General features: G+C 52.5%; 22 protein-coding genes, 1 tRNA gene and 2 pseudogenes. 15 read left to right on the top strand and 10 right to left on the bottom strand.

Features of this window, described 5'->3' with window-relative positions:
- The first annotated feature begins 2 nt into the window (after positions 1 to 2).
- Both proA and C5523_RS21985 read left to right on the top strand, forming a co-directional pair.
- The gene (gene proA / locus C5523_RS21990) at positions 3 to 1,256 is read left to right on the top strand and encodes a glutamate-5-semialdehyde dehydrogenase (RefSeq protein WP_108701971.1); all 1,254 of its coding nucleotides are present in this window, start codon (positions 3 to 5) and stop codon (positions 1,254 to 1,256) included.
- A 116-nt stretch (positions 1,257 to 1,372) separates the two neighbouring features.
- Positions 1,373 to 1,448: transfer RNA gene (locus tag C5523_RS21985), tRNA-Thr, on the top strand.
- Positions 1,449 to 1,462: 14 nt separating this feature from the next.
- On the opposite strand, the pseudogene C5523_RS21980 reads toward C5523_RS21985, so the two are convergent.
- The 3 genes and pseudogenes from C5523_RS21980 to C5523_RS21970 form a co-directional block, all read right to left on the bottom strand.
- Positions 1,463 to 1,723, bottom strand: a pseudogene (locus C5523_RS21980) (tyrosine-type recombinase/integrase); the annotation flags it as partial.
- Between the two features lie 32 nt (positions 1,724 to 1,755).
- On the bottom strand, positions 1,756 to 2,838 hold the full coding sequence (locus C5523_RS21975; protein ID WP_108701970.1) for an IS110 family transposase: 1,083 nt from the start codon (positions 2,836 to 2,838) through the stop codon (positions 1,756 to 1,758).
- A gap of 281 nt (positions 2,839 to 3,119) precedes the next feature.
- Positions 3,120 to 3,536: pseudogene (locus tag C5523_RS21970) on the bottom strand (DDE-type integrase/transposase/recombinase); the annotation flags it as partial.
- 153 nt (positions 3,537 to 3,689) lie between these two features.
- Here C5523_RS21970 and C5523_RS27560 point away from each other — a divergent pair.
- The 6 genes from C5523_RS27560 (at position 3,690) to C5523_RS27310 (ending at position 7,703) form a co-directional block, all read left to right on the top strand.
- The gene (locus C5523_RS27560; protein WP_108701969.1) at positions 3,690 to 4,595 is read left to right on the top strand and encodes a VENN motif pre-toxin domain-containing protein; all 906 of its coding nucleotides are present in this window, start codon (positions 3,690 to 3,692) and stop codon (positions 4,593 to 4,595) included.
- A gap of 6 nt (positions 4,596 to 4,601) precedes the next feature.
- Positions 4,602 to 5,261, top strand: coding sequence for a hypothetical protein (locus C5523_RS21960; protein ID WP_108701968.1), 660 nt, complete (start codon positions 4,602 to 4,604; stop codon positions 5,259 to 5,261).
- On the top strand, positions 5,258 to 5,647 hold the full coding sequence (locus C5523_RS21955; protein WP_108701967.1) for a hypothetical protein: 390 nt from the start codon (positions 5,258 to 5,260) through the stop codon (positions 5,645 to 5,647). The genes C5523_RS21960 and C5523_RS21955 overlap by 4 nt, the downstream gene beginning before the upstream one ends.
- A 384-nt stretch (positions 5,648 to 6,031) precedes the next feature.
- The gene (locus C5523_RS27555; RefSeq protein WP_108701966.1) at positions 6,032 to 6,658 is read left to right on the top strand and encodes a VENN motif pre-toxin domain-containing protein; all 627 of its coding nucleotides are present in this window, start codon (positions 6,032 to 6,034) and stop codon (positions 6,656 to 6,658) included.
- A gap of 116 nt (positions 6,659 to 6,774) precedes the next feature.
- Entirely contained in the window at positions 6,775 to 7,479 is a 705-nt protein-coding gene (locus C5523_RS27820) for a hypothetical protein (protein ID WP_223878734.1), read from the top strand.
- Entirely contained in the window at positions 7,479 to 7,703 is a 225-nt protein-coding gene (locus C5523_RS27310; RefSeq protein ID WP_155525421.1) for a hypothetical protein, read from the top strand. The genes C5523_RS27820 and C5523_RS27310 overlap by 1 nt, the downstream gene beginning before the upstream one ends.
- Positions 7,704 to 8,120: 417 nt before the next feature.
- On the opposite strand, the gene C5523_RS21940 is transcribed toward C5523_RS27310, so the two are convergent.
- Positions 8,121 to 8,609, bottom strand: a complete 489-nt coding sequence (locus C5523_RS21940; RefSeq protein WP_108701965.1) for a MarR family winged helix-turn-helix transcriptional regulator — start codon at positions 8,607 to 8,609, stop codon at positions 8,121 to 8,123.
- 160 nt (positions 8,610 to 8,769) lie between these two features.
- On the opposite strand from C5523_RS21940, the gene C5523_RS21935 reads away from it, so the two are divergent.
- Positions 8,770 to 9,897, top strand: a complete 1,128-nt coding sequence (locus C5523_RS21935; protein ID WP_108701964.1) for an MFS transporter — start codon at positions 8,770 to 8,772, stop codon at positions 9,895 to 9,897.
- A gap of 92 nt (positions 9,898 to 9,989) precedes the next feature.
- Here the strand turns inward: C5523_RS21935 and C5523_RS21930 are convergent, their stop codons facing one another.
- Positions 9,990 to 10,361, bottom strand: a complete 372-nt coding sequence (locus C5523_RS21930) for an STY0301 family protein (protein WP_108701963.1) — start codon at positions 10,359 to 10,361, stop codon at positions 9,990 to 9,992.
- A 197-nt stretch (positions 10,362 to 10,558) separates the two neighbouring features.
- Here C5523_RS21930 and C5523_RS21925 point away from each other — a divergent pair, with 197 nt between their 5' ends.
- Entirely contained in the window at positions 10,559 to 10,774 is a 216-nt protein-coding gene (locus C5523_RS21925; RefSeq protein WP_108701962.1) for a hypothetical protein, read from the top strand.
- Positions 10,775 to 10,914: 140 nt separating this feature from the next.
- On the opposite strand, the gene C5523_RS21920 is transcribed toward C5523_RS21925, so the two are convergent.
- Positions 10,915 to 11,145, bottom strand: coding sequence for an STY0301 family protein (locus C5523_RS21920; protein ID WP_178030045.1), 231 nt, complete (start codon positions 11,143 to 11,145; stop codon positions 10,915 to 10,917).
- Between the two features lie 304 nt (positions 11,146 to 11,449).
- On the opposite strand from C5523_RS21920, the gene C5523_RS21915 reads away from it, so the two are divergent.
- The 4 genes from C5523_RS21915 (at position 11,450) to C5523_RS21900 (ending at position 13,930) form a co-directional block, all read left to right on the top strand.
- On the top strand, positions 11,450 to 12,481 hold the full coding sequence (locus C5523_RS21915) for an alpha/beta hydrolase (protein ID WP_108701961.1): 1,032 nt from the start codon (positions 11,450 to 11,452) through the stop codon (positions 12,479 to 12,481).
- Positions 12,482 to 12,725: 244 nt separating this feature from the next.
- On the top strand, positions 12,726 to 13,127 hold the full coding sequence (locus tag C5523_RS21910) for a BPSL0067 family protein (protein ID WP_085006185.1): 402 nt from the start codon (positions 12,726 to 12,728) through the stop codon (positions 13,125 to 13,127).
- The gene (locus C5523_RS21905) at positions 13,114 to 13,476 is read left to right on the top strand and encodes an STY0301 family protein (RefSeq protein ID WP_071195890.1); all 363 of its coding nucleotides are present in this window, start codon (positions 13,114 to 13,116) and stop codon (positions 13,474 to 13,476) included. The genes C5523_RS21910 and C5523_RS21905 overlap by 14 nt, the downstream gene beginning before the upstream one ends.
- 88 nt (positions 13,477 to 13,564) lie before the next feature.
- A complete protein-coding gene (locus C5523_RS21900; protein WP_108702370.1) occupies positions 13,565 to 13,930 on the top strand; it encodes an STY0301 family protein in 366 nt (121 codons plus the stop codon).
- Between the two features lie 95 nt (positions 13,931 to 14,025).
- Here C5523_RS21900 and C5523_RS21895 read toward each other — a convergent pair whose 3' ends face one another.
- The 3 genes from C5523_RS21895 to C5523_RS21885 all read right to left on the bottom strand — a co-directional run bounded on the left by C5523_RS21895 (position 14,026) and on the right by C5523_RS21885 (position 18,730).
- Entirely contained in the window at positions 14,026 to 16,968 is a 2,943-nt protein-coding gene (locus tag C5523_RS21895) for a ligand-binding sensor domain-containing diguanylate cyclase (protein ID WP_108701960.1), read from the bottom strand.
- A 405-nt stretch (positions 16,969 to 17,373) separates the two neighbouring features.
- Positions 17,374 to 17,955 carry a histidine phosphatase family protein gene (locus tag C5523_RS21890; protein WP_108701959.1) on the bottom strand — a complete coding sequence of 194 codons (582 nt, stop codon included), beginning with the start codon at positions 17,953 to 17,955 and terminating at the stop codon, positions 17,374 to 17,376.
- A 265-nt stretch (positions 17,956 to 18,220) separates the two neighbouring features.
- Positions 18,221 to 18,730 (bottom strand): hypothetical protein, encoded by a 510-nt coding sequence (locus C5523_RS21885; protein WP_108701958.1) that lies wholly within the window; start codon positions 18,728 to 18,730, stop codon positions 18,221 to 18,223.
- A gap of 490 nt (positions 18,731 to 19,220) precedes the next feature.
- Here C5523_RS21885 and C5523_RS21880 point away from each other — a divergent pair, with 490 nt between their 5' ends.
- Positions 19,221 to 22,928 carry a tetratricopeptide repeat protein gene (locus C5523_RS21880; RefSeq protein ID WP_108701957.1) on the top strand — a complete coding sequence of 1,236 codons (3,708 nt, stop codon included), beginning with the start codon at positions 19,221 to 19,223 and terminating at the stop codon, positions 22,926 to 22,928.
- Between the two features lie 6 nt (positions 22,929 to 22,934).
- On the opposite strand, the gene C5523_RS21875 is transcribed toward C5523_RS21880, so the two are convergent.
- Entirely contained in the window at positions 22,935 to 25,772 is a 2,838-nt protein-coding gene (locus C5523_RS21875) for a DUF4062 domain-containing protein (protein ID WP_108701956.1), read from the bottom strand.
- Positions 25,773 to 25,774: the final 2 nt, after the last annotated feature.

Below are 25,774 nucleotides of genomic sequence, written 5' to 3'. Positions count from 1 at the left end.
GTATGCTGGAACAGATGGGCATCGCTGCTAAAGCAGCGTCGTACAAGCTGGCATTGCTCTCCAGCCGTGAAAAAAATCGCGTACTGGAAAAAATCGCCGATTACCTGGAAGCACAGTCTGACGAGATTCTTCTCGCTAACGAGCAGGACGTTCTGGAGGCTCGCCGTAATGGCCTGAGCGAAGCGCTGCTTGATCGCCTTGCGTTGACGACAGCGCGTTTGAAAGCGATTGCTGACGATGTTCGCCAGGTGTGCAAGCTGGCTGACCCGGTAGGCCAGGTCATCGACGGTGGTCTGCTGGACAGCGGCCTGCGCATTGAGCGTCGCCGTGTGCCGCTCGGCGTAATTGGCGTGATTTATGAAGCGCGTCCGAATGTCACCGTGGATGTGGCTTCCCTGTGCCTGAAAACCGGCAACGCGGCGATTCTGCGCGGCGGTAAAGAGACCTGGCGCACCAATGCGGCAACGGTAAAAGTGATTCAGCAGGCGCTGGAAGAGTGCGGTTTACCCGCCGGCGCGGTACAGGCGATTGAAAGCCCGGACCGCGCGCTGGTCAATGAAATGCTTAAGATGGATAAATACATCGACATGCTGATCCCGCGCGGTGGGGCTGGCCTGCATAAGTTGTGTCGTGAACAGTCCACCATTCCGGTGATTACCGGGGGCATCGGCGTTTGCCATATTTTTGTTGATAACACGGCAGAGATTGCCCCGGCGCTGAACATTATTGTGAATGCGAAAACCCAGCGTCCGAGTACCTGTAACACCGTCGAAACGCTGCTGGTTCATCAGGATATTGCGGGCACTTTCCTGCCTGCGTTGAGCAAGCAGATGGCGGAAAGCGGCGTTACCTTGCATGCGGATGCGCAATCGCTGGCGGCGCTGCAATCGGGTCCGGCGGCGGTTGTAACGGTTAAAGCAGAAGAGTATGACAATGAGTTTTTGTCGCTGGATCTGAACGTGAAAATTGTTGCTGACCTGGACGATGCTATCGCCCATATCCGCGAGCATGGCACGCAGCACTCCGATGCTATCCTGACGCGTACTCTTAGTAATGCGAACCGTTTCGTCAATGAGGTCGACTCTTCTGCTGTTTATGTGAATGCCTCCACGCGTTTCACCGACGGCGGTCAGTTTGGCCTTGGCGCGGAAGTGGCGGTGAGCACGCAAAAATTGCATGCGCGTGGACCGATGGGCCTTGAAGCTCTTACCACCTACAAGTGGATCGGTTTCGGTGACGATACGATTCGTGCGTAAATAACAGCGGGGTGATGCAAAAGTAGCCGTTTGATTCCAAAGGGCATTGACGCATCACCTCGTTAGATCTAACCTTTTGCCCCGTGGTTCACCGACGTGAATCCCGTCCTTTCAGGGCCGATATAGCTCAGTTGGTAGAGCAGCGCATTCGTAATGCGAAGGTCGTAGGTTCGACTCCTATTATCGGCACCAGTTTTTTCAATGAGTTACCTCGCTTTCATATAAACCACATTTTCCCCTTGTGCCATATTTGTGCCACTGCGCTCTAAAATCGCGTCGATTTTGTTCGCGTGCTCGGTGAGGTGCCCAGCCGAAAGATGCGCATATCGTTGTACCATTTCCAGTGTCTCCCAGCCGCCCATCTCCTTCAACGCAAGAAGAGAAACTCCGGACTGAACAAGCCAGCTTGCCCAGGTGTGCCTTAAGTCGTGGAAGCGGAAGTTGCTAATGCCCGCCCGCCTTAGTGCTCCGCTCCTTATTACTGACGCCCTTCTAAGAGTCAAGTTGTTATTTGAGTACTGTTGATTAGTCGGTTTTGATTACGTAGAAGCGTATAGACTTCACGTGAGATATAACGTTTAAGGCAACGCAGTGCTTCCATTTTCGAGTGTCCTTCAGCTACCCGTTTTGCCACATACTCCTGTGTTCTCGTGTCCGTGCGTAATCGGCCAATGGCAATAATGTGCAGGGCACTATTGGCCGCACGATCACCACCACGGTTAAGCCTGTGACGGTTTGTTTTCCCGGAAGAGACTGGAACAGGGCTGACGCCACATAGAGCCGCGAAGCCAGACTCCGAGTTCAGACGCTGAGGATTATCGCCAGCCGTGATCAACAGCTGCGAAGCACATTCATACCCCACTGCTTTACATTTGATAAGTTCCGGGACCAGTTCATCGACTATTGACGTTATCATGATGTCCAGATCGGCTATTTCATCATGCAGTTCAAGATATCTGCGAGCCAGGGATTTCAGCGCAATACGGTAAGCATCCTGGACATTACGATAGGCGGTAACGTCGGGCCGCCACGAAGCCAGGGTACGGATCAACTGCATCCTCGTGAGGTGACGTATCTGGTCACGTAGCTCATCCGGGGCAGAAACGATATTCATCTGGATCATTTGAAGTGCAATACGTCGCGCAGCAACAGCCGTTTTGCGGCAGACTTTCAGGACACGCAGCGCTTCAATCATTCCGCTACGAGTTTTTGGTGTGACGGTTCGTATGCGTGAAAAAGCTGCGTGAGCAGCACTTTCTGCATCGATGGTATCGCTTTTGCCTCGCTTACGGCGTTCCATTTTATCTGGTGCTGTGACCTCCAGAACTTCCACTCCGGTACTCTGGAGATAACGCAATAAACCTGCACCGTAGGAGCCTGTGCATTCAACTCCGATGCGCTTAACAGTTCCGAAAGATGCCATCCAGGCCAGCATCTGACGGTATCCCTGACGTGTTGTCGCGAAAAACTCACTACCTAAGACCCGATTATTTTGATCAACCACAGCAGCAACATGTAAATCTTTATGCGTATCAACGCCACCAACGACAGGCGATAAATGAACGGGTTTTGCCTTTGCCATAGGTTATTCCTGTACCTGCAATTATTCGTCATTTCCCCCTGACGATAACCCGGACAGGACAGTAAAGAGACAAGCCGTCAGGCCCTTCTTGAGTCACGCGTATCGGTGAGGAGAAGCCTCGCATGGAGTACTTCCCGATAACCGACGGGTCCAGGGAAAGACACATTGCTGGTCGTTCAGAGTGTGAGTCAGGAAACCGGGAAGCCTTCACTGCATCAGTGATCCACCGGTCAGGCAAAACAGCAAACATGATGATGAAAACTGACGCCGATATTCTTACTGTCCGAGTGTACGATGACCTCGCCGTCCGGTTTACGTCGCCAGACCGCCATCATCAGCGCGTCGAGCGCCAGTTCGCGTGAGAGAGTGGGTTTCATCGACCAGCCGACCACATTACGGGCGAAGAGATCGATAACCACCGCCAGATATAACCATCCCTGCCAGGTGCGGATATAAGTAATATCGGTGACCCAAACCTGGTTGGCCCGGACAACGGTGAACTGCCGCTGCACGCGATTAGGAGCAACGACTGAAGGCCTACCGGCGATACGACGTGGCGCTTTATAGCCGCGCACAGCTTTAATCCGGTTCAGTTGCATAATCCGACCCACCCGGTTTTTGCCGCAGGTTTCCCCGATTTCGTTCAGATCGCCATGAACCCGGCGGTAACCGTATACACCTCCGCTCAGTGAATATGAGCAAGCGTAGCCCGGATAAGGTATTTACACCGCATCCGGGAAAGCCGCGATACCACCGGTGCGCACACCGCGCTGGAGAACAATTTTGAGAAGGGCAAAATTCAGGATCAGTTAGACATTCAGACCCAGGCCGTTGCACTGGGTACCCAGGCGATGGATGCCTGGCGGCAGAGCCAGCTGGACGAGGGTAAAAAGAAAATCCGCGCAGATATGGAGGCGAACGGTGAGCTGGATGGCCTGACGGAACAGCAGATTGATGACAAAATCGCGGGTTCTGCCCAATATAAAGAGGTTGATAAGGAATACGGCGTTGGCAGTGATTTCTGGCGTAATGGCACTGCGCTGACGGGGCTACTGGCAGGCGCACTGGGTGGAAATGTCACTGGCGGGATGGCGACAGGTGCAGCACCTTATGTGGCAGGGCAGATAAAAAGCGTTGCCGATGGTCATGAAAGCGCGCGTATTGCTCTGCATACGCTGGCGTCGGCGGTGCTGGTGCAGTTGCAGGGCGGCAATACGGAAGCCGGAGCGGCCGGTGGTTTTATCGCGTCGTCCGGTTCAGAAGCACTGTCTCTGGCGTTTTACAACAAGGAGCCGGATAAGCTGTCACCGGATGAGAAAACGGTGATAGTGAATCTTGTGGCTGCGCTGGGCGCGGCAGGCGGTAGTGTGGCTGCCGGTAACAGCAGCGGCACCGGCAGCGGGGCGAATGCAGCGCGGGTTGAGGTTGAGAATAACTATCTGAGCAGCACGGAAAAGAGCCGCCAGACATATCTCAACAACAAACAGAACCTGACGCCAGAAGAGCAGAAAGATAAGAAGAGGTTAAATCGCAAGGATCTGGAAAGCGATATGGCTGTTTACGCGGCCTATACTGGCACAGGTGCTGACTGTCAGGTAGAAAGAGAGAAAGCGAAGGCTGCACAAGATACCTACTTCAACCAGACTTACCTGAACCCCAAAGAGGCTCAAGCAGGTTATCAGCAGATAATGAACTTGCTGAACTCGACAGATCCGAATGCGAAGGAAGTCTTTAACGTTCTGGAAGGGTATACGTAGGCGTTTATGACCTTCGGTTACACGGAGGAAGAAGCCAGAGCGAGAGCAGGAGCCTACGTTGGTTCAATGTACATCGCGGGTGGTGTGAGTGCTGTAGTCGCATCTGGAGTACTGACGAAACAGTTTGGGAAGGATGTTGCTGTTAATGGGAGCAATGGCAAAGGAAGCCTTATTGACGGTGCATCCAATGTAAATTCTACAGCGAAGGTTAAAGTTGAGTATAAGCCTGAAGGAACTTTTATAAACCAAACTTCTCATCCCACAGGTGGAAGCAATTTATGTGGACCAACAAGTTGTGCAATGGTCATTAGTGATAATAAAGGAAATGTCGTTAACCTGGACTCAGTCGTGCAGCAATTTGATAACATTCGCCCTACAGGTATGAATGTTCATGAAATGAATGGAGTATTAATTAAAAACGGCTTGTCAAGTGAGTCAACTCTTACATTAACAGCTAATCAATTAAGAGAGTTAAGCCTTCAAAATAAATCCACTATTGTTGGAGTAAAGGCTGGTGATGGTGGTCACTTTCTGATTGTTGATTCATATAAAGTGATTGATAATGTTGGTTACTATATGATAAGAGACCCATATAATGGCGCTATGGGTGTAAGAGCAGATATCTTAGAGAATAAGTTGAATCATAATGGAGTGTTCTTAAAATGATGTCTGTCAATGAATTACTTCAACATCCTACTTTAAATCAGAAAGTATCTGTAGAAGGTTGTATTGTTATTATTGATGGAAAACTATGGCTGATTGATTCTAGTCATGTAAATAATTTTCCTGACTCAGTAAAAATTGCAATAACTAATAGCCATCTTAAATCAATTCTCTTAAAGAGCGTTGCATTATACAGTGGTGTAACCTCTTTATTTCATGACGCAAAAATTTCCGGTCATATATTTAATGATAATTCATTGCATTCTTTTGCTTTGAATATAGATGATTTGTGTATTAAAGATGGTGAAAACTGGAAGAGAATAGATGTGAATGCTTTTGTTGAAGATAAAGAAGATAATGAGCCAGATTGGTTCGATATATTAAAATAAAACACGAAAAAACTCCCAGCCATCGCGCCGGGAGTTTTATGTCTGTTGTTTGGTGCGCCGTTGCTAAGTTTGAACCCGGTTTTAACTATCACCTGCGGGACAGGGTATGTTTTGTTGAACCGCCACGTTGTGGCCGTCCTCCAAAACGCGTGTTGCTATCGGTCAGGGCGCAGCCCCAACACCCCCCGATAAAACAAAAATCCCGGCGTACTGGCCGGGATCGCTGCATCAGCAAGCGTAGCCTGGATAAGGTATTTACACCGCATCCGGGAAAGCCGCGATACCACTGGTGCGCACACCGCGCTGGAGAACAATTTTGAGAAGGGCAAAATTCAGGATCAGTTAGACATTCAGACCCAGGCCGTTGCACTGGGTACCCAGGCGATGGATGCCTGGCGGCAGAGCCAGCTGGACGAGGGTAAAAAGAAAATCCGCGCAGATATGGAGGCGAATGGTGAGCTGGATGGCCTGACGGAACAGCAGATTGATGACAAAATCGCGGGTTCTGCCCAATATAAAGAGGTTGAAAAGGAATACGGCGTTGGCAGTGATTTCTGGCGTAATGGCACTGCGCTGACGGAGCTACTGGCAGGCGCACTGGGTGGAAATGTCACTGGCGGGATGGCGGCAGGTGCAGCACCTTATGTGGCAGGGCTGATAAAAAGCGTTGCCGATGGTCATGAAAGCGCGCGTATTGCTCTGCATACGCTGGCGTCGGCGGTGCTGGTGCAGTTGCAGGGCGGCAATACGGCAGCCGGAGCGGCCGGTGGTTTTATCGCGTCGTCCGGTTCAGAAGCACTGTCTCTGGCGTTTTACAACAAGGAGCCGGATAAGCTGTCACCGGATGAGAAAACGGTGATAGTGAATCTTGTGGTTGCGCTGGGCGCGGCAGGCGGTAGTGTGGCTGCCGGTAACAGCAGCGGCACCGGCAGCGGGGCGAATGCAGCGCGGGTTGAGGTTGAGAATAACTACTTAAGCTCTAAAGAAGCACGACAACTGATCAGGAATTAACTGAATGCAAAGCTTCTGGCGGAGACTGCAAATCTGTTGTTCAGAAGTATCTGCATATTAGTAACAAAAACAGCAAGGACCTGGCTGAGGCCTGTACTGGTGGTGGCGTCGCGTGTGTGACCTGGGAGGAGCTGATTCAGGGAGGAACGAATGTTGCTAATGATCCGCATTCCGGACAATTCAGACTGGATGAAAAACTGAAGGATCCCGATGCGGCAGCAATCGTAAATTATCTCAACGGCTCAGACCTTAAGTTTCTTAAAGATAACATTACAGAGGGTGACCGCTTACTGTCTGTTATCAGCGATCCAACTTCATGGCCTGTTGCGGTAATGGGAGGTAAGGCCTTTATCACCAATGCAGTCAATAATACTAAAGAACAGCTTATAGCTGTGGGGGTTGATGTTGGATTAGGAGCCGGTATTCAATACGGAACGACGGGAGAGGTGAAACTTTCAGATTTAATAGGAACCGGTCTGATTGGTGGGATTACTGCTGGTAAAGGTTATAATCCAACCGTGACATGGAATGCAGTAGGTGGTTATTACCAAGCTGAAATCAGTGGTGATGATCCATTTATTGCGTCTTTACTGAGTAAAGTAGGGGCTTCGGCTGGTTATGCTGCGGGTAATGTTCTAAAAGTTCCATTTGATAAAAAATTAAACCCAATATCGAAGCAGTATGAATGGATTCCAACTGGTGTTTGGACAATAACGAAACCAGCCCCGCAGCATCCATTGCCATCAATAATGGGTAATGTCGGCGACTCTGCTGTATCGGGTATGGTTCAGGATAAGCTGAAAGATAGTGGAGGTAAGTGATGAAAGATAGTACTAAGTCATTACTTAACCTTTTATCCTTATGCTGCTCTATGAGCTTGGCGTTGTTTGCCCTGACTATGCTTGGCCGCTTATTAGGGGCATGGTTAGCTTGGGATGTGAATGAGAGCTTCCCATTTTCATTAAAAGATTTAATTGCTTGTCTCAAACTAACTTGGATGGGAGTACCTGCTGGATTTGTTTTTTGGTATTTTTATTATCGGTGAGTCTGGTAAAGCATTAAGTCTATATGATGGTGGTGCGGTAGCTTCTCCTGTTAATGAGGGGCGGTAGCGTCTGCGGGGCCAAAAACGCTTAACAGCGCAAAAAGTTGCCGCGCCGGAAGTACAGCAGGGAAAACCGGTTGTAACTAACGGAAAGCACAGGGAAAAAACGAGTTCATCACAGTAATGTGCACCGGAACGAGTTGTTGTTGAGAATAACTCTTTGGCGCTTGTTGCCAGAGGTTGCGCGGTTGCAGCGCCGTGCCGGACAAATTTGGATCGTTACGTAAGAAATTAATAATTGAATCGCCTCGAATTCAACAGACACCTCAGAGCCATTTTACGATGGCTTAAAGAGAGGGGCCCATGAGCGGGCCTTTAATTACCCAGCCATTATCGATATGAGCGAGGGCCGCAATCTCAGCCCGGAAAGCTCAGCAGCAACTCCCTTAATAATGATTCAAGCTGCTCCCGTTTAGCCTGGGAGAGGTTGGCCAGTATCGCGTTTTGCGTTTCAGTGTGGACGAGAAGCGCTTGTTCGATACGCTCTCGCCCATAAGCTGTCAGGCTGACCAGTGTGCTGCGTTTGTCATCGGGATCTTGAATTCGCTCAATCAATCCTTGCTCTTCAAGATGGTTAAGGCGATTCGTCATCGCTCCGGACGTGACCAGTAGCGATTTATATAGCTGTGTTGGAGAAAGACAATAAGGCGCACCGGCGCGCCGCAAGGTGGCAAGGACGTCAAATTCTCCATCGCGAAAGCCGAACGGTTCCAGCGCCTGGGCGCGCATCTTCCCCAAATGCTTCATCACCCTCAACATTCGGCCAAAAACTTTCATTGAAGAGGCGTCAAGCTCAGGCATTGCGCTGTCCCACTGGCTGACAACGAAGTCGATATGGTCATGCATTTTCGTACCTTAAATAGGGTTATTTATCGAGTTGTGCGGTCCATCTTACACAAGGAACACATTTATCTTAATGTTAAGATAAATGCTTACGCATTTTTTGCTGGAGCAATCACATGCCTAAAAGGATTACGTTTTGAAACGCATAGCATCTTCGCCCTTTATGTTCGCATTTATCGCTTTTTTGATCGGGTTGAATCTTCGCCCCATCCTGGCTTCCATCGGACCGTTATTTCCGGTTTTACAGCGTGAAGCAGGGCTATCCGCCACGGAATTCAGTCTGCTCACCACTTTGCCTGTCGCCATGATGGGGTTGGTTGCGCTGAGTGGACCATGGCTTTTAGCCAGAACCGGTGCAGTCAGGGGTATTACAGTAGGGCTTTCCATCCTGCTTTTCGCCTGTTTATTCCGGGGCTTTAGCACATCACTCACGGGGCTTATGTGTACAGCTTTAGCGGGTGGCGCGAGTATCGGCATGATCCAGGCGTTAATGCCAGCGCTGATAAAAAAAGAATACGCGCAATCGGCCAGCACGTTTATGTCTCTGTTCAGCACCGGAATTATGGCCGGTGCGGCGCTGGCTGCTGCCACGGCCGAGCCGTTGTTTACCCGGCTTGATCTAAAGCCTACGCTGGCAATAGGCGGTTTGTTAGCGCTTCTTGCCCTGATATTTTGGCTGTCATGGGCCAGGCACCGCCAGGTAGAAAAAACGGTGTTCGCAGAGGTGACATTATCGTCATCCAGGACATGGCTGTTATTGCTATTTTTTGGCATCGGGACAGGTGCCTATACCCTGGTACTGGCGTGGCTTCCCCCTCTCTATATCCAGGCGGGCTGGAGCGCACGGAGCAGCGGCTATATGCTGGCCTGGCTTACGTTAACCGAAGTTGTGGCAGGCTTTGCCGTTTCAGCGCTGATAACGCGCTTTCATGACCGCCGTGTTCCGCTGCTCATTGTGCTGTTGATGTTGCTGGCAGGGTTGATGTGTCTTGTCTTTTCTCCCGGAACTACGCCAGTTGTGTCAACATTGCTGCTTGGTTGCGGTATTGGCGCGCTGTTCCCGCTATCGCTTATCGTGACATTTGATCATGCCCGAACGCCGGCCGAGGCAGGGAAACTGTTGTCACGCGTGCAGGGTGGCGGATACCTGATTGCCGCGCTGATGCCATTAATCGCCGGTATGGTGCGCGACAGCGGTGCGTCACTGACAAACGCGTGGCTCATCATGAGTGCAGGCGTTATCCTGTTGATTGCGATAGCTTTACGCTTTAAGCCTGTTGTGCACAGGTAGAAATAACGGCCTTATTCCCACTCTGCCAGTTACCTTCGGTATTGACCTCATCTTCACTGTCAAACCAGAAGGTATCTGGCAATCAGATGGGCTTATTGGCAAACAATATGTGTCTGTTCTGCGCTACCTTCGAACCATGCTGAGCATTTTTTTGCGCTGGCCGGGATTTTTAACGTAACCGTCTTATTTGTGCCTTTAAACTGACAAACGAGAAACATAGAAGTGTTGCGAGCTTTAACCGCAGCTTGGGAATGACTCAATGTCCATACAGCAGAATCATCGGAATCAGGCATCAAAGATCCCATTTCTTTAGGCGGCCCCTCAAACACATCAAGATTATAAAGTGAGTACTTCTTGTTATTTTCTGTCAAAGACTGAGGGCATTCAATTTTTTCAGCACAAGTAACCCCGGAATAAAACAAAAACATAGAACTTAACATTAGAGCCCTGTTACTCCACAACATATAATACCCTCCTGTATTTTTCAGGACGTGTCTTTAATGCAATCTGCATATATTTTCCACGTATTGGCTTATCCTCACCACCATTATCACGCACATCAGCGCATTTTCCGAATACAATGCTGCGAGCAAGTCACGCGTTTTGCTTGTGCTATGATCCCGCGGCGCATAATCCCCTTTCCCCCTTTCGGTGATGTGAGATGAAAATTATCCTGTTTATTGTTGTGCTGATCGCTGCGCTCTTTCTGATCCCTGATCGTTGGGTTAACGATATTTTTATGCGTCATATTTCTGTTACGGGTGACGGCGAAGAGGCAATGAACAATTACGCCTTCACGCTGTTGCTTATCAAGACTGCTCTGGCTGCTGTGATTGCTGCTCTGGTGCTATGGGGCTACCGTTTATTTAAACGCTGATTAAATATTGAGTGGTAAACGTTCTGTTTGCGATGAAACACTGCGGAGTGTGAACAATTTACTGTTCATCTCTTATGGATGGTTTATGGCGTATCGCCAGTTCCGCTAAGCGGGCGATATTTCGCAATGCGCAGGTTTATTCACAAGAGGCGTAAAACCCATCTTTGCTGTATCCATACCATTTCTTCGTCTGTATCCGGTAATAATGACGTCCCTTCTCCTGGCGGCCCGACGAAAACATCGACGACATTCATTCGGTATGTTTTATTGCCATCCTGTAAAACAGGCGGGCAGTTGATTTTTTCGGCAAAAACAGCGCTGGAAAAGAGAAAAACCGCGCAACCTAAAATTATTTCCTTACTCCACGACATAGTCATTCCCTTCGGTGTTTTTGGGGCGGGAGAATTTTCCTGCTGATCATATCAGTTAGAGGGTCTTAAAAGAGTCCTCAAATAACTTGCCACGTTCATGGCGAAATTTTAGCCCCGTGAAAGCATGGCGTTTGGTTCAGTATGCTAAGCGCTTGCCGATGACATCACCCGCGCCAGAGATTTTCTGGCGCGAATCATCGGATTACTGCATCAATTACATCGACTTCTTGCGTTATTCATCGGTTAATTCGAATGATATCCTGCGTCAGGATCGGGAAAAATCCCCCTACACAAGAAGGACATTATGAAATCAACATCCCTTATCCTGGCGGGCTGTATGCTGTTATCGTCCGCTATTTCACAGGCGGTTGCCGCTGCCGACACCTTACCCGGATCAACCGAGGGCGCACAAATAATGAAATTCACGCCGTCACAGGATCAGACCGATTTATTCAGCAACGTGATTTACTCGCAGGTCAAAGATGGCGTGGCGCTCAGGCAGCTCAGGATGTCGCTGTTGGTCCCGCGCAATAATGACCTGAAACCGGCCATTGTCTACTTCCCAGGCGGCGGTTTTATGACGGCCAATCACGATAAATACATCGCGATGCGTATGGCGCTGGCGAACGCAGGTTATGTGGTTGCCGCCGCGGAATACCGCGTAATTCCGGATAAATTCCCCGCGCCATTGGTCGACGGGAAAACGGCGGTACGTTACCTCAGAGCGCACGCCAAAGAGTACAACATCGATCCTGCCCGCATTGCCGTGTTGGGTGATTCCGCCGGGGGATGGCTGGCGCAAATGCTGGGAACGACCAACGGCGAAAAAGAGTATGACAAGGGGGATTACCCCGAGCAGTCATCTGACGTTCAGGGTGTGGCCACGATTTATGGCATCTCGAATTTGCTCAATATAGGCGAAGGTTTTCCGGAACAGATACAGCAGGTGCATCGCTCAGCGGCGGTGACCGAAGCGTTACTGGTCCACGGCGCGGCATTTCGCACCTTTGCCGGGGCAACCATCGACAGCGACCCGAAAAAAGCGCTTGCCGCAAGCCCTATGGGCCATATTACCGGCCATGAACCGCCGTTTTTGATTATGCACGGCAGTGCGGATACGCTGGTTTCTCCTCAGCAAAGCGCGCAGTTATATCAGGCGTTGAAAGCCAAAAAAGAGACCGTCGAGTATATCCTGGTTGAGGGGGCGGAGCATGGCGATATTCACTGGTATCAGCCGCAGGTGATTGACCATGTTGTCGGCTGGTTTAAGCACACGTTAGGCGCGCCGACAAAACAGAACGCGCCCGCGAAAGCGGATAAAAAATCTAATCTGTAATCCCGTCATGGGACGCTGAGCCTGCCATTAATAGCTCTTTATCAGGGGAGGGCAGGCTCAGAGTCTTCATTTCCAGCGGCCAATAATCACGGCGCGCTTTTTATATAACCGTTTGATAAATATATAATATAGACCCCAGCCAGCCAGGAATTTTCTTAATTTAAAATCCGCACTTGTCCTCTATTTGCATATCTTTACATTAGATGCAGAATGTCATCACTCAACTTCTACGGGTGCTAACTCCATGGCATATATCGCAAAAACACCGTTAGCGTATGTCGGTCAGTCTGTAGGTAATGGTCAGTGTGTGGCGTACACACAAAAGGCGGCCAATATGCCGCGCACGGTAGCATGGAAACGGGGCGAATTAGTTAAAGGTAATATGACCATTGCGCCCGGTACGGCGATTGCCACGTTTGATGCGGATGGTCGCTATGGCAACCATACTGACGGCCGTTCCCACGCCGCTATTTATCTTGGGCAGGATGCGTCGGGCATACAGGTACTGGATCAGTGGATGAACCACCGGACACTTCCTTCTGGTGAACGTGAGGCCACACCACATTATGTCAGCAAACGCACCATCCGCTTTCATAAGGCACCACGCGCGGAAAACAATGGAGATAATTACTATGTTGTGGAGTAAGACGCTTTTGCTCGGTGCGGGGCTGTTTTTATCTGTTGGCGCGGCTCAGGCAACAACGGTTTGTCCGCAATATCCAACGCAGCAAGATAAAACACACGCCTTAAACGATGCCAGTTTGTTCGTGGGGCCGCCTAAAGATTTAGTCGAACTGATGCCGGATAACGATCGGGAGACGGTATGGACGCTGCCTGATTATCAGGATGAGGCGAAAGAGCATAAAACGTCGCTCTATTTTATATGCCACTATAAGAACACGAAGCAGAGCGTCGAGTTGATTGTTCCGGCCACGGCCAAAAAATGTTCCGTTGCCTATGATAAGAACCGTAAGCTTATAGCTGCTTGCGAATAACGTCTCTCTGCACAGGTATGGATTCGCGGTTTTTGTTCAGAAACCCGCTATCAATGTGCATTTCTGCTGAAAAATGGAAGTCGTTATTATGTCCAGACGTAAAGGGATAGTGTTAAACGTAGCGCTACTGTTTTCAGGTTTGGCAAGCGCTGAAAAAATGCAATGTCCTGATTTGCTGACAGTGAAGAATACCTCTTACAGGATGGATGACGTCAGCCTTTTTCAGGGGCCACCGGACAAGTTGGGAGAGTTAATGCCTGACACGCTGAATGATATGGTGTGGACGCTGCAAAATTATCAGGATTATGGCCGGGAAATGAACTTACCGCTCTATCTTGTTTGCCGTTATAAGGGGACGAAAAAAATACTGGAATTAAAAGTACCGGATACGGCAAAGAAATGTTCGGCATGGTTTGGGAATAATCAAAATGAATTTTATGCTTCTTGCGAATAGTCTTTCTGCATTGCAATTGTGCTTTCGCACAGCGTTATTCCCAATATGGAAATAACGCTGCCGGGTTTTCATTTAATGTTGAATACGCCATAACCCTAAATCTGAAAATGACCAGATGCGCTCTCCTCTTCGCCGGACCAGCAAACCACTTTGTTGCGGCCAGTCTGTTTGGCGATATACAGCGCGTGGTCGGCCTGCTTAATTAACGCATTGCTGTCACTGGCAGAGGACGACTCCGCCAGGCCGAAGCTCGCCGTCACCTGCAGCCCTTCGGCGATATGCCGATAATCCGTCTGCGATAAGGTAACCCGCAGTGATTCGCAAATCGCCGTAGCCTGCGCTATCGGCATATGCGGGAACAACAGAGTGAACTCTTCACCGCCCCAACGGGCGCTCAGCCTGGCGTCCTGCTGTGTATTACGCAGCAGGTCCCCGATACTTTGCAGCACCTTATCGCCCACCACATGTGACCAACGGTCATTTATCTGCTTAAAGTGATCAATATCGAAGATTGCCAGCGTCAGCGGATAATCGTGCGCACGGGCATCGTCGAAGCCGAGCATCAGTTGTTTATCAAAGACCCGGCGGTTTGCCAGCCCGGTCAACTGATCCTCTTTGGCCTGTCGTTCAAACTCCTCAGCCTGCTCCTGTAAGGCCAGCGTCTTGGCGGCAATCAGCGTGCGCAGGCGCTCTTCGTTACGGCGCGCCTGCCTCAGACGCCAGCGAAAGACCATGAACAGCGCCAACAGAAACAGCAGCACTAACAGCACCTGAAAAAGTGGCCGCTGCCAGAAAAACGGGTTAATGCGCAGGTTGATAACCGTGTCCGTGCCATTCCACTCGCCGTTGGGGTAACTGGCGGAAACGTTGAAGCGGTAGTTCCCCGGCGGCAGGTTGGTGTATTCCGCTGTCGTATTGTTTTCGCGATCGATCCACTGCGGGTCAAAACCCTCCAGACGGGTACGATAACGAATACGCTCCGGCAGAACATAGCCCAGCCCGGAATAGTTTATCCGGATGCGTGTTGTTCCGGCAGGAAAGGTATAGTCATTGTCGAGCGGCGTGGTGTTACTCTCAACCGACTCCACCACCGCAGCTAACCGTGTCTTGCTAAATTCCCCTAATCGTTCAGGGTGAACCATCACCGCGCCGCGCGCGGTCGCCACCCAGATACCGCCATCACCGGCGCGCGTGGCGGCAGGCATTGAGCCGCCATTGGCCTGCGCGCTGATCATGCCGTCACTTTCACCGAACGTGGTTACGGCAATCTGCCGCTTACGCCCCTCAATAACATCCACGGCTTCGGCTTTGCTTATCCTAATCATACCGCGGTTCGAGCTAAGCCACAGATACCCCATATTGTCGGGTATCACCTGGAACAGTTTGTCGATGGGCAGACCGTTTTTACGCCCCACCATACCGATTGCGCCATCGCTGCTCCGATAACGGAGCAAGCCCCGGTCGGTTGTCATCCACATATAGCCAGGTTCGCTGTAAAAGCCGAAGGCATATTCGGCATTCTCCATGGCGGAAATATCGATGTGCTCAAATTTTCCGTTATGAAAAACGGAGACCCCCACGCCAGTACCCACCCAAATGCGCTGCTGTTCATCTTCCTGCAGCGCCATAATAAAGCTGGCAGGAAGACCGTCATCTGCCGAGTAGGTATGGAGCGTGCCATCGGCGCGTAAGACGCTCAAACCGGAGGCGGTGCCGATCCACAGGTTCTGCTGGTGATCGGTGAGGATGGCGCGAACCTCGTTACCGGGCAGGCCATTAGATTGCTGTAATACCGGGGTTAATTGGCCATTTTTCCAGTGCAGCAGACCATCGGTATAAGTACCGACCCATACGCTGCCATCCGTGGCCTCGCCGAGGCTCAGTACCGATGGCTGCGTGTGTTGATTCCAGTTAATTTGTTCGACGCGCCCATTCCGAATGCGGTTTAGCCCGGTACTGGTGCCCACCAGGATACTGCCGTCCGAGTGCGTCATCACGGTACGAACATAGTCGCCGTTCAGGCCCTGGCGGGTGCTCACGGTGATAAACGGCGCGCGACGCAGGCGGATCAATCCCGAGTTAGTACCAATCCAGATACTTTGTTCCCGATCTTCCAGGATGCTTTGTACGCGGTTATGAACGATACCATTATCAATATTCAGGTGTTCCAGCCCTTGTGGACTGAGGCGGAATATGCCGTGGTTAATGGTGCCGAACCAGATATCTCCACGCTTATCCTGCATCATGGTTGAGACCACTTCGTTGGTAAGTTCCGGGTGCAGCGGCTGAAAATCTTCACCGACGCGCTTCCAGACGCCGGCTTCGGTACCCACCAGTAAAGTGTTATCGTCTGTTACCAGCAAGCTAAAGGCGCGGACTTGCGGCAAACCGCTGGCTGGCGGCACCGGGGTCGCTTTATTGTCGATCACCTGATACAGGCCGTTGTCTGTTGCGGCCCAGATAGTGCCGTCCGCGTCTTCCACGCTTTTGTTGGCGGTGACGTTATCGAGAATATGCACATCCCGCGTTGCGCCGGTTTCATTGGCGGGGCGCATTAACAGGCCTTTTCCGGGCATGGTCACCCACAGATTGCCTTTACTGTCGCGCATGGCGGAACCAATCATGGTCGGTGCCGCAGCATAGGGCGTCCAGATGCCATCTTTCCAGGAAGAGAGACCGCCGCGCGCGCCTGCAACCAGCAGGCTGCCGTCTGGCCCGGCGACAAACGCCAGCGTTCCGGAGTCGGGCATGGCGCTTTCGCCGCCGCGTTCGAAGACCTGGAAGGTTTTGCCGTTGTAGCGGGCGAACCCTTCCCAGGTGCCGAACCATAAATAACCTTCCCGGGTCTGTGCGATGGCGTTGATGCTATTGTGTGGCAGACCGTCTTTTGTCGACCAGGTTTCAATAAAATATTCGCTTAATGCAATGTGTGGCTCATCTGCCAGTACCGGGCGGCAGAAAAAAAAGAGAAACCCAAAAAAGAAAAGGCGCAGGGTATCAGTGAAAGTATCGATATATTTATGCATTGCTCTGTGCATTAATTAACCACCCTGTCTTTACTGGTTACATTATGAATACAGATAAGACTCAACGCTAAAGTCGCAAAAGGGATTTTCTTTTTTTGCTTTATTTTTCGATATATTCCGGGTGTATATTTCGGTCGCTATTTTTCCTCGCGAAATTTTCGCTACCTTAAGCTAAATCAAACTTATAAACGTTTTGTTATTCGGCTCGGGAGACGGGCCATTTTTATGCGCTGATTTAAAGATAATGCGCTGTTGTATCCCGAATTGTCTTCTTGTTTTTGAATAGAATTATTAATAGCACTACTCTTCTGCTTTCGCGCATTTTTATCGCACTTTATTGTTCCTATAAAAGAAACGTTAGCATTTTAAAAGGAATAACGAGGTTATCCTTCCCCTCGCTATTTCCTTTCACACCGATTATTGCGCCGGGGCAGAACACTGGCTGGAGACGCCATCCAGCCCTTCGGTATCCCTGGTCAAAGATTTAAAATGCTGCTGTGCGTCAAGCTGAACCACATAAATCGAATCAAAGTCCGCCGACGGCCATGACGGCACCTGAGACGCATCGCCACCCGTCTGGGTAATCAGCGTTTTTGCGGCGGTGACCAGATTTTTATGCTCCCAGGAAATAAACGTCAGCGGCTGGTTTTGCTGCGCCAGCAGTGCGGAAACCAGTTCGCTGGTGTCATCAGCATGGAAACGTAGCACCACCGGTTTGGATACCTGAATCGCCAGCGGCGTGATGGTGGTCAGCGGGCGCAGCGAGCTGCCGGTTTTTTTCTCTTTCGGCGCTGAGGCATACAGCGCGTCCGGGGTACCGTAGCGCTTGAGCAGCACCGAGGGGAGACTCAGTGCCCGGTTTAACCCTTTGCAGGTGAGTTGCCCGCTGTTGTTGTCCGGTTTCTCGCCGTGACGAAAGAAGACGTAAGTGCTGTCAGCCGATGCGGCCAGGGGAGAGAGCAGTGCCGCGCTAAGTAACGCTACAAGCCAGCTTTTCATTGTGTTTTTCCCACGTGTCAGAGAGAGATTTTATCAGGGATAAAGACATGACATCCTTCCATTCCCTGCGCTGTAACATCGAATAACGTTGTCGAAGAATAGGGCGAATCTGCGTGCTTCCCTGCCACCGACACGGGTCACAGGGAAGGCCATCATGCTACGCGCAGTCGCGCTCCGGCGAAACACGCAATATTTCATTACCCATTGCCATTTTGTCACTAACGGTAAATATGCCTGATGCTCTATCAGGCCAACAGACGGAGCCTCAGGGGAACGTAGTGGCGTCTATCACCACCATGCCCAACGCGTTGGTCCGCTTTATTACCCGCAGGGTGCGACCAGAATAGAGATTGCCGGAGGGCTCGCAGATGCGGATCTCTTCATCAAGATCGCGGTCATAGACGCTGGCCCCGGAGCAGCTTCGTGAGCCGCCAGAGCTGTAGCGATAAGGGGCGGTATAGGTCGATTCAACGCCGGGCAGCAGCCAGGTGAGCGTGGTGAAGAGCGCGGAAAAAACAAACACCATCCCCAGGGCCATACCGCACCAGGCTTTGAGATATTCCGTTCGTGTGCTGATATTGGCGGCAAAGCGTTTTCGTAGGGCAAAACAGACGACAACCGTCATCGCAAGCGCGGTCATCACCATATATCGAAACGCCGCATGGGACAGGAAGGTGGGGCGATAAATCATGTTGCGCCAGGCGAAAAAGCCAAAAATCGCCGCCACAACGGCAATGGCGAGGATCAACAAATAGGGGTAAGAATACTTTTTCATCTGCGGCTTTCCCTGCGCGGCTGCCTGTATATTTTGTCATTGTCAGATAACAGCGGGCGGGTAACAATCCCTGTTTTCAGGAAGGCGCGTTTCGACCAGTTCTGGGGGGATGACGAACCCGGTCAGAAAGGGCAAAATGCCAGGCTGACAGCCCATCTTGTAGCGGTGACATTGGGGTCCAGATAAATACATGGATAAGTCAGATTGTTCAGAACGGGATTTATCCTCGTTAAGCGCTATCGCTTTATTGTCTCTGCATTCAAAAATACGCTCCCTTTTACATGCGCGTGGTGTTCTGCGTACCCAAAATCGCCCGCTGGGTGATGATGCGCGGTGGCGGGTGGCCAATATGGATCGGGTTTGGGCATCTCCACGCTGGAGAAAATTCTGGCATCCGAACGGGTCAATGATTCGGTGAAACGTCAGGCCCAGAACCTTATTCGTCGTTACGGATAAATATGTTACCGACCAACCACATGGAACAGCGCTAATGCCAACGTCAGCCAGTCAGCCTCGCCAGATTCGCCTGTTTTTGTCTTCCACCTTTCGGGATATGGAAAACGAGCGTCATGAATTACTGACCCGCGTTTTTCCCCTGTTTCGACAGCAGTGTCTTGAACGCCAGGTGGTATTTAGCGAGATTGACCTGCGCTGGGGGATTACCGAAGAGGATGCGCACAACGGCCAGACGGTGCAAATCTGCCTCGAAGAGATCGCCCGCTGCCGCGCGCTGGGCATTTCGCCGTTCTTTATTGGCTTTATCGGCGAACGTTACGGTTGGGTACCACAGCGTCACGATCTGGAAAATTACTGGCACCAGGCGGCGCAGGATGAAAACCCCTATGCCCGACGTATCGAAGCGGCGCTGGCGGAAGGTATCAGCGTTACCGAACTGGAGATGCGCTTTGGGTTTATGGACGATGCGCAGGGGGTCAGCAGGCAGCGGGTCCAGCTCTATTTTCGCCATCCGGATTTAACGGCCTCTCTTGCCGGGAAAGCGTCGGCCACGTTCTATGAAAGCACAGAAGCTGCCCGCGACAAGCTTGCGGCCCTGAAAAGTGCAATCAGAGAGACGCACGCGGAGTGCATCGGTGTTGATGGCTACCAGGCGATCAGCGAATTTGGTCAGCAGATCCTCGATTTCTTAACTGCTGAACTGGATACCCACTTCCCCCTTGATGAGGTGCCGAATGAGCGGCAACTCAGGTTACATGCGCAACAATGCTATGCGCTTTCCCGGCGCGAGAACTATGTGCCATTGCCCGCTTTTAAACAGCAGGTTGAGACATGGGCACAGGACATGCTTGCTGCCATGCTCCCAAATGGAGATCAGGCGCGCGATCCCCTGAACCGGCTGGCGCTGGTTGGCGATTCCGGGCGGGGGAAAAGTGCGTTTATGGCCGACCTGGTGGCCTCTGAAACCTTTAACACGGCGTTGGTGATCGCCCATTTCGTTGGCGCGGACGGCGATAACACGCCGGAAAGCTGGCGTGAGCGGGTGCTACAGGTGCTTACGCCTTATTTGCCCGCCACGCTTGACGTTCCCACCGAAGATGACGCGCGCTGGGCGGCGTTTGCGGAACTCGTGAGCGCCGCCCAGGTGCAGATGGGCAAGCCCATCATTCTGCTGCTGGATGCCATTAACCAGTTTTCCCCTCAGGAGGCGGGGATGCGCCGCCTCAATGGCCTGCGCTTCTTACCGGGCACATTGCTGGTGGTGACCTCAACGGAACCGCTACCGGACACGTGGCAGACGCTGGCTTTCCCGGAACTGACCGAAGCGCATCGCCGCGAGGCCATAACGTTATTTTTGCGCCAGTACAGTAAAAAGCTGCCGGAGACGTTAGTCGGGCAACTGGTTGCCGCGCCCGCCTGCGGTAACGCGCTGTTTTTGCGTCTGGTGATGGAAGAGTTACGCCTGCATGCGGATCACGACTCCCTGGCGGCACGGGTGAGCGCATTACTCACTTATGATGATGCGGGGCAACTGTTCCTGGCGCTGTTAAATGAAACCGACCGGGATTTTCGCGCTGAGGGATACTCCCTTGCCAGCCATGCGACGACGCTGATTGCCGCTTCCCGCGCGGGGGTATCCCACAGTGATTTAGCCGTCCTGCTGGCACCGCATCTGCACCAGTCAGGCCTGAAAATGGCCGACCAGACCTTGCTGCGCTTGCTGGCGCGTATCGCGCCGTTTTGCCTGAACGAAGACGGCAGGTTGCGTATCACCCATACCATCTTTACCCAAACGCTGACCGCGCTGTCGCCGTTGATGTCCCCGTCCCGGCGGGCGCTGGTGGCCCGGTTTAATCAACGGGATGCGTTTTCGGTGGCCGAACGCACATACCAGTGGATGGCGCTGGAAAATTATGAGCAACTGGTGGAGACCCTCGGGCATGTCAACGCCTTTTGCGCGTTACAGCAAAGCTACCCGGAGCTGGCCTCGCAGGCGATGCTCTCACTTGGCGCCGGGCGAAGCTCTCTTTCGCTGTTATTACATGCGCTGGTGGAAAACTGGAATGTCTGGCGCCCTGAGGTGGTGTTTACGCCCACAATGAACGCGGTAAGCGCCTGGTTTTTGCAACGCGGATTCTGGCAGATTGGTGTGCGCTGGAGTGAACTGGCGGCTGTTCTGGTACGCAAAGCCACGCCCGTTAGCGTGATCAACACCATGGGGACGATCAATAGCCTGGCGCTTTTCTATCGCCTGCTTGGGCAGTATGACAAAGCGGAACCGCTGCTGCATGATGCGCTGGCAATGATGCGCAAGATGTTACCCGCAGGGCACCCGGATATTGGCGTTGTGCTGAATAACCTGGCCGGAATTTACGGCGCTCTGGGCCAGCCGGAAAAAGCAGAGCCGCTGTTGCGCGAAGCACTGCAGGCGGTGAGCAACGAAAACAGTATCGATTTTGCCAACCTCGCCCAGAGTCTGGGGGAGTGTTATCAGCAACTGGAAGAATATGAGCAGGCGGAGTCTTTACTGCGTAAATCGCTGGCGGTGAGAACGCGTCTGCAGGCCCGCGACAATCCCCATCTCATTGGCTTAAAGCGCAGCCTTGGCGGGCTCTATATGGAGCTTATGCGTTACGACGAAGCCGAACCTGTTTTGCTTGAAGTGCTGGCCTTACGTAAGGCGGTTTTGCCGCCGGAACATCCCGATATCGCCACAAGTCTGAACGATTTGGGAGAACTCTATTATCGTCAGGGCGACGCCGATAAAGCCGAACCGCTGTTTACGCAGATGATGGACATCCGGCGTAAATCGTTATCACCGGGCCATCCTGACTTCATTGCCGGGCTGTTCTATATGGCGGAGTTATACCATTCCATGGGGCGCCTTGAAGACGCCGCATCGCAACTGCGCGAAGCCATCCCTTTGCTTGAGCATCTGCCGGATAATCAGGCGGAGCTGCTATTTGCCCGACAATCGCTGGCAAACCTCTATATGGAAGACGATCGCCATGAAAAGGCGATCCCGCTGTATGAAGCGATGCTGACCACGCAGTCTGAACTGAGTCGGCCTGAAAGCCCGGTGATGTTACGGTTACTTGATGACCTCGGCATGCTCTACCTGGGCCAGGATCGTCTGGATGAGGCAGCCGCCTGCTGGGCGAAATGGCTCGCTGTACAGGAGGGTAAGCTCGCGCCTGAGAATGCAGGCAGGCTCAAGGTTATGCGTAATCTGGCCTGTACTTACAAAGCACAGCAGAAATATCAGGAAGCGAAAGCATTGCTGCTGCAAATTATGTCGCTTCGTGTTGAGCATGACCATGGTGACGTTGAGCTTAAGGTGCAGTCCGTGGCGGAGGCAGCAGAAATGCATTATTTCCTGGCCGAGTATGCGGCTGCGGAGACCTTGTACCGTACGCTCTTTACCATGGTGGAGCCGCAGTGGCTTGAAGCATCCCCGGAAAAAAATGCGCTGTTTCAATGGCTGGTGGCAAGAGGCGTGCTGAACAAAACGGGGCGCAAGGAACAATGGGGGCAGACGCCTGTCAGTATGGCGACCCCGTCATGGCAGACATCCCTAAAAGTCGACGTCTCAACATGGTCAACAGCGGCACAACCTGGAACGCCAGCGGAGCCGGTATCCATGACAGATGAATCTCCGGCGGAACCTGCGAGCGTGCAAACAGAGGCAAAGCGTAGCGTGGGTGAAAAGCTACGCAGTGCCTGGAATAAGCTCGTTCACTAAGCGGGCTTACTCTGTCTGGCCGTGCTCGCCGGCCAGGCGGTAAAACAGATCGCGACTTTCCTCGAGTTTACGTATCTCGGTTGCGTCGCTGCTGTAAATCGTTTCTACCGCGGCAATAGCGCGGTCATAGAGCCCGACGGCGCGGGCAAAGTTTTTTTCCACCAGATAAACGGTGGCAAGTTCCTGATAAAACGATGACAGCATAATTTGCCGCTGCGGTGTTGGCGGCATCTGTTCGATGAGTGCAACCGCTTCCTGCAGATGCTGTTCCGTTTCGGCGGTGTTGCCGCTTTGGGCCTTAATCTGCGCGATTTGCATAATAATGTTGGCCAGAACGGCAGGGTCCCGCGGGGGTTGCAGGGCCGCGACTTTTGCCTTCTGGTAAAGTTCCAGCGCCTGTTCACTCTTACCCGCCGCATTGAGTTGCTGCGCCATGTTAGACATGGTTACGGCCAGCATTTTCATGCCAGCTTCACCGGGGTTAAACAGATTTTCCAGCACCTGATCCATGGCCTCTTTTGCCAGTGCCGGGTTAGCGGTTTTTTGCGCCAGTACCGCGAGCGTATTGTAAAAGTGCGCTTTCAGCCCCGGCGGCGTTTTATCGTCCTCTACGGCAGGTTTAATCATCTCTGCCCACCGTGTCGCCGCCTTTTCCGCCCGGCTCTGACGTAACCAGGTGAAGATGGAGAGCGCGGCAGGCAGGTGGTTTTGCAGCACCGCCGGGTCCGGGGCGGTCCACGCAAATGTCTGTTCAAACCGGGGGTCAAGACGCCGCCCGTCGTAAATACCACTAAACTGCCAGACGGTGTGTAACAGGGCCGGATCCACCTCGTGCAAACGGATCACCGCCATCACCTCAGAGAGTTCGCGTATGACCGGATCGATCTCACCGAGCGACAGCCACTGCCAGGTGCGTTCCGCCAGCGCAAAGCCGCTGCTGTCCTGGATCTCCCCGAGAATACGTTCCCGGCAGCTTTCCATTTCATCATTGTCCTGTAGCGCCTGATAGAGCGTGTTATGCAATAACCGCAGGCGACCATCGCTGTTCTGACAATACGGGGCAAGCCGTGCCAGCAGCGGTACTAACTCGCTATCCGCGACTTTCAGCGAGGGGTAAATCGCCAGAATGCGGGACAGTTCGCCATGGGTCAGCCCGCGACGAGAGGCCGCAATGGCGCAGGCGGCGCGGGTCGCCAGTTTCGATGAGAAATCACGGTCAGACGCCGCTAATACGGAGGTAAACAACGCGCCAGGCCCGGCACAGGCCAGCAGCGCGCTCAGTCTCTCCGGCAGCGCTTCGTGTCGGGCATGCAGGCAAAGCTCTTCTAATACCAGGCGCATAAACAGCGGATTGTCGCAGGCGGGCGCGCTGATAAGCTGCCCGGTCAGCTCCCCGGACAAGGACTTGCTGACCAGGCTCAGGCTTGCCTGGCAAAGCGCTTCGCGCTCTTCCTGCGTCAGCGCCGGGAGCGAGTGGCATTTCCAGGTGATTTTTTGCTGCTCAAGGAATGACAGCACCTCTGGCGTGGCGGACAAGACCAGCAGCACGCGTGAAGGCCATTCAAGCTGTTGCAGGCGGTGAATCGCAAGCTCAGGTTTATCAAACTGGTTGATGGCATCCAGAATCAGAACCAGCGTCGCATTTTCGCGCTGACGGAAGCGTTGAACTCTTTCCATCACCTGCTGCCAGGCGTGATGGTCATCGGAGGCAGGCTCTGTGCTATCTCCCTCTTCGGCCAAAAACCAGAACAGCCGGTTACGCCAGTTGTCGAGCGTCGTGTCGCCATCCGCGCCAATATAGTGGCTGAATACGCGATAGTTATCGTCCTGGCTCAGGAGTTCGCTAATTTCAAGCGGCACATAATCGTCGTCCCACGGCATCGGCGCCTGCCGGTTTTTCTCCCGCAGCGTGCTTTCTAAGTCGGCTAAAAAGGCGCTTTTACCCATCCCCGACGGGGCGGTAATCAGCCAGGGTTCCGGGGAAATGGCCATCCAGCCCTGGTTAAGCTCGCTGACTACCTGCTGGCGAAATGCTGTAAGCGGCACATAGGCCCGGCGACGCACGGCGGCGAACTGCGCGTGTTCATGGGTGCGCTGTTGCCAGCGATTGGGCATCTTTTCCGCCGGATACAGCGTATCGATGGCGCTGAGCAGGTAAGCTCTTACCGCCTCGCCGAATTGTTCCACGCTGTCATAGCCGTCGATAGCGATAGTCTGCGGAAAATGCTGACGCAGCCGTTGTTTCAGGGAAGCCAGTTGTGCTGTGCGCGTGCTGTCCGGCGTGCCATCAGGCAGGCGATCAAACCAGACATCCTGCGGTGCGTTAGCGCTTGCCATGGTGGCAGTGAGGGCCGGATCGCGTAAAAACATCTGCACACGCGGCGTGCTGGCAGAAGAGAGGGGGGCGACATCCGGCGGGGGCGCCAGAAACGCAAAGCGAATTTCCAGCTCCGTGACGCTGATATTTTCTTTCAGTGCGTCACGGATCAGCCCGGCGTAGCGCTGGTCCGGTGATTGCTGCCAGTAGGCGGCCAGATCGTCAGCCTGCGGCACCCAGCCGTAGCGCTCGCCAAGGAAGCCGATAAAGAAAGGAGGAATGCCAAGCGACCGGCAGCGTTCAATCTCTTCAAGACAGATTTGCACCGTGCGGCCATTGTGGGCCGCCTCTTCGGTGATTCCCCAGCGCAGATCGATTTCGCTGAAATTGATCATCCGCTGATAGCAGATCTGGCGGATCTCCGGGAAGACGCGGGTCACCAGATAGTGGCGTTCGGCGTCCATATCCCGAAACGTGGAGGAGAGAAATACCCGGATTTCGCGCTGCGTGGTTGCCTGAGTCATCATGC

It is taken from the genome of Phytobacter sp. SCO41 (assembly GCF_003073275.1).
GTDB classification, from domain to species: Bacteria; Pseudomonadota; Gammaproteobacteria; order Enterobacterales; family Enterobacteriaceae; genus Phytobacter; species Phytobacter diazotrophicus.
Note: the sequence above shows the minus strand (reverse complement) of the source record. Positions and strands in the feature narration are given on the sequence as shown.

Coding starts and splice junctions, on each gene's coding strand:
- proA (WP_108701971.1), top strand. CDS start 3: ATGCTGGAACAGATGGGCATCGCTGCTAAAGCAGCGTCGTACAAGCTG.
- C5523_RS21975 (WP_108701970.1), bottom strand. CDS start 2,838: ATGGCAAAGGCAAAACCCGTTCATTTATCGCCTGTCGTTGGTGGCGTT.
- C5523_RS27560 (WP_108701969.1), top strand. CDS start 3,690: ATGGATGCCTGGCGGCAGAGCCAGCTGGACGAGGGTAAAAAGAAAATC.
- C5523_RS21960 (WP_108701968.1), top strand. CDS start 4,602: ATGACCTTCGGTTACACGGAGGAAGAAGCCAGAGCGAGAGCAGGAGCC.
- C5523_RS21955 (WP_108701967.1), top strand. CDS start 5,258: ATGATGTCTGTCAATGAATTACTTCAACATCCTACTTTAAATCAGAAA.
- C5523_RS27555 (WP_108701966.1), top strand. CDS start 6,032: ATGGATGCCTGGCGGCAGAGCCAGCTGGACGAGGGTAAAAAGAAAATC.
- C5523_RS27310 (WP_155525421.1), top strand. CDS start 7,479: ATGAAAGATAGTACTAAGTCATTACTTAACCTTTTATCCTTATGCTGC.
- C5523_RS21940 (WP_108701965.1), bottom strand. CDS start 8,609: ATGCATGACCATATCGACTTCGTTGTCAGCCAGTGGGACAGCGCAATG.
- C5523_RS21935 (WP_108701964.1), top strand. CDS start 8,770: ATGTTCGCATTTATCGCTTTTTTGATCGGGTTGAATCTTCGCCCCATC.
- C5523_RS21930 (WP_108701963.1), bottom strand. CDS start 10,361: ATGTTGTGGAGTAACAGGGCTCTAATGTTAAGTTCTATGTTTTTGTTT.
- C5523_RS21925 (WP_108701962.1), top strand. CDS start 10,559: ATGAAAATTATCCTGTTTATTGTTGTGCTGATCGCTGCGCTCTTTCTG.
- C5523_RS21920 (WP_178030045.1), bottom strand. CDS start 11,145: ATGTCGTGGAGTAAGGAAATAATTTTAGGTTGCGCGGTTTTTCTCTTT.
- C5523_RS21915 (WP_108701961.1), top strand. CDS start 11,450: ATGAAATCAACATCCCTTATCCTGGCGGGCTGTATGCTGTTATCGTCC.
- C5523_RS21910 (WP_085006185.1), top strand. CDS start 12,726: ATGGCATATATCGCAAAAACACCGTTAGCGTATGTCGGTCAGTCTGTA.
- C5523_RS21905 (WP_071195890.1), top strand. CDS start 13,114: ATGTTGTGGAGTAAGACGCTTTTGCTCGGTGCGGGGCTGTTTTTATCT.
- C5523_RS21900 (WP_108702370.1), top strand. CDS start 13,565: ATGTCCAGACGTAAAGGGATAGTGTTAAACGTAGCGCTACTGTTTTCA.
- C5523_RS21895 (WP_108701960.1), bottom strand. CDS start 16,968: ATGCACAGAGCAATGCATAAATATATCGATACTTTCACTGATACCCTG.
- C5523_RS21890 (WP_108701959.1), bottom strand. CDS start 17,955: ATGAAAAGCTGGCTTGTAGCGTTACTTAGCGCGGCACTGCTCTCTCCC.
- C5523_RS21885 (WP_108701958.1), bottom strand. CDS start 18,730: ATGAAAAAGTATTCTTACCCCTATTTGTTGATCCTCGCCATTGCCGTT.
- C5523_RS21880 (WP_108701957.1), top strand. CDS start 19,221: ATGCCAACGTCAGCCAGTCAGCCTCGCCAGATTCGCCTGTTTTTGTCT.
- C5523_RS21875 (WP_108701956.1), bottom strand. CDS start 25,772: ATGATGACTCAGGCAACCACGCAGCGCGAAATCCGGGTATTTCTCTCC.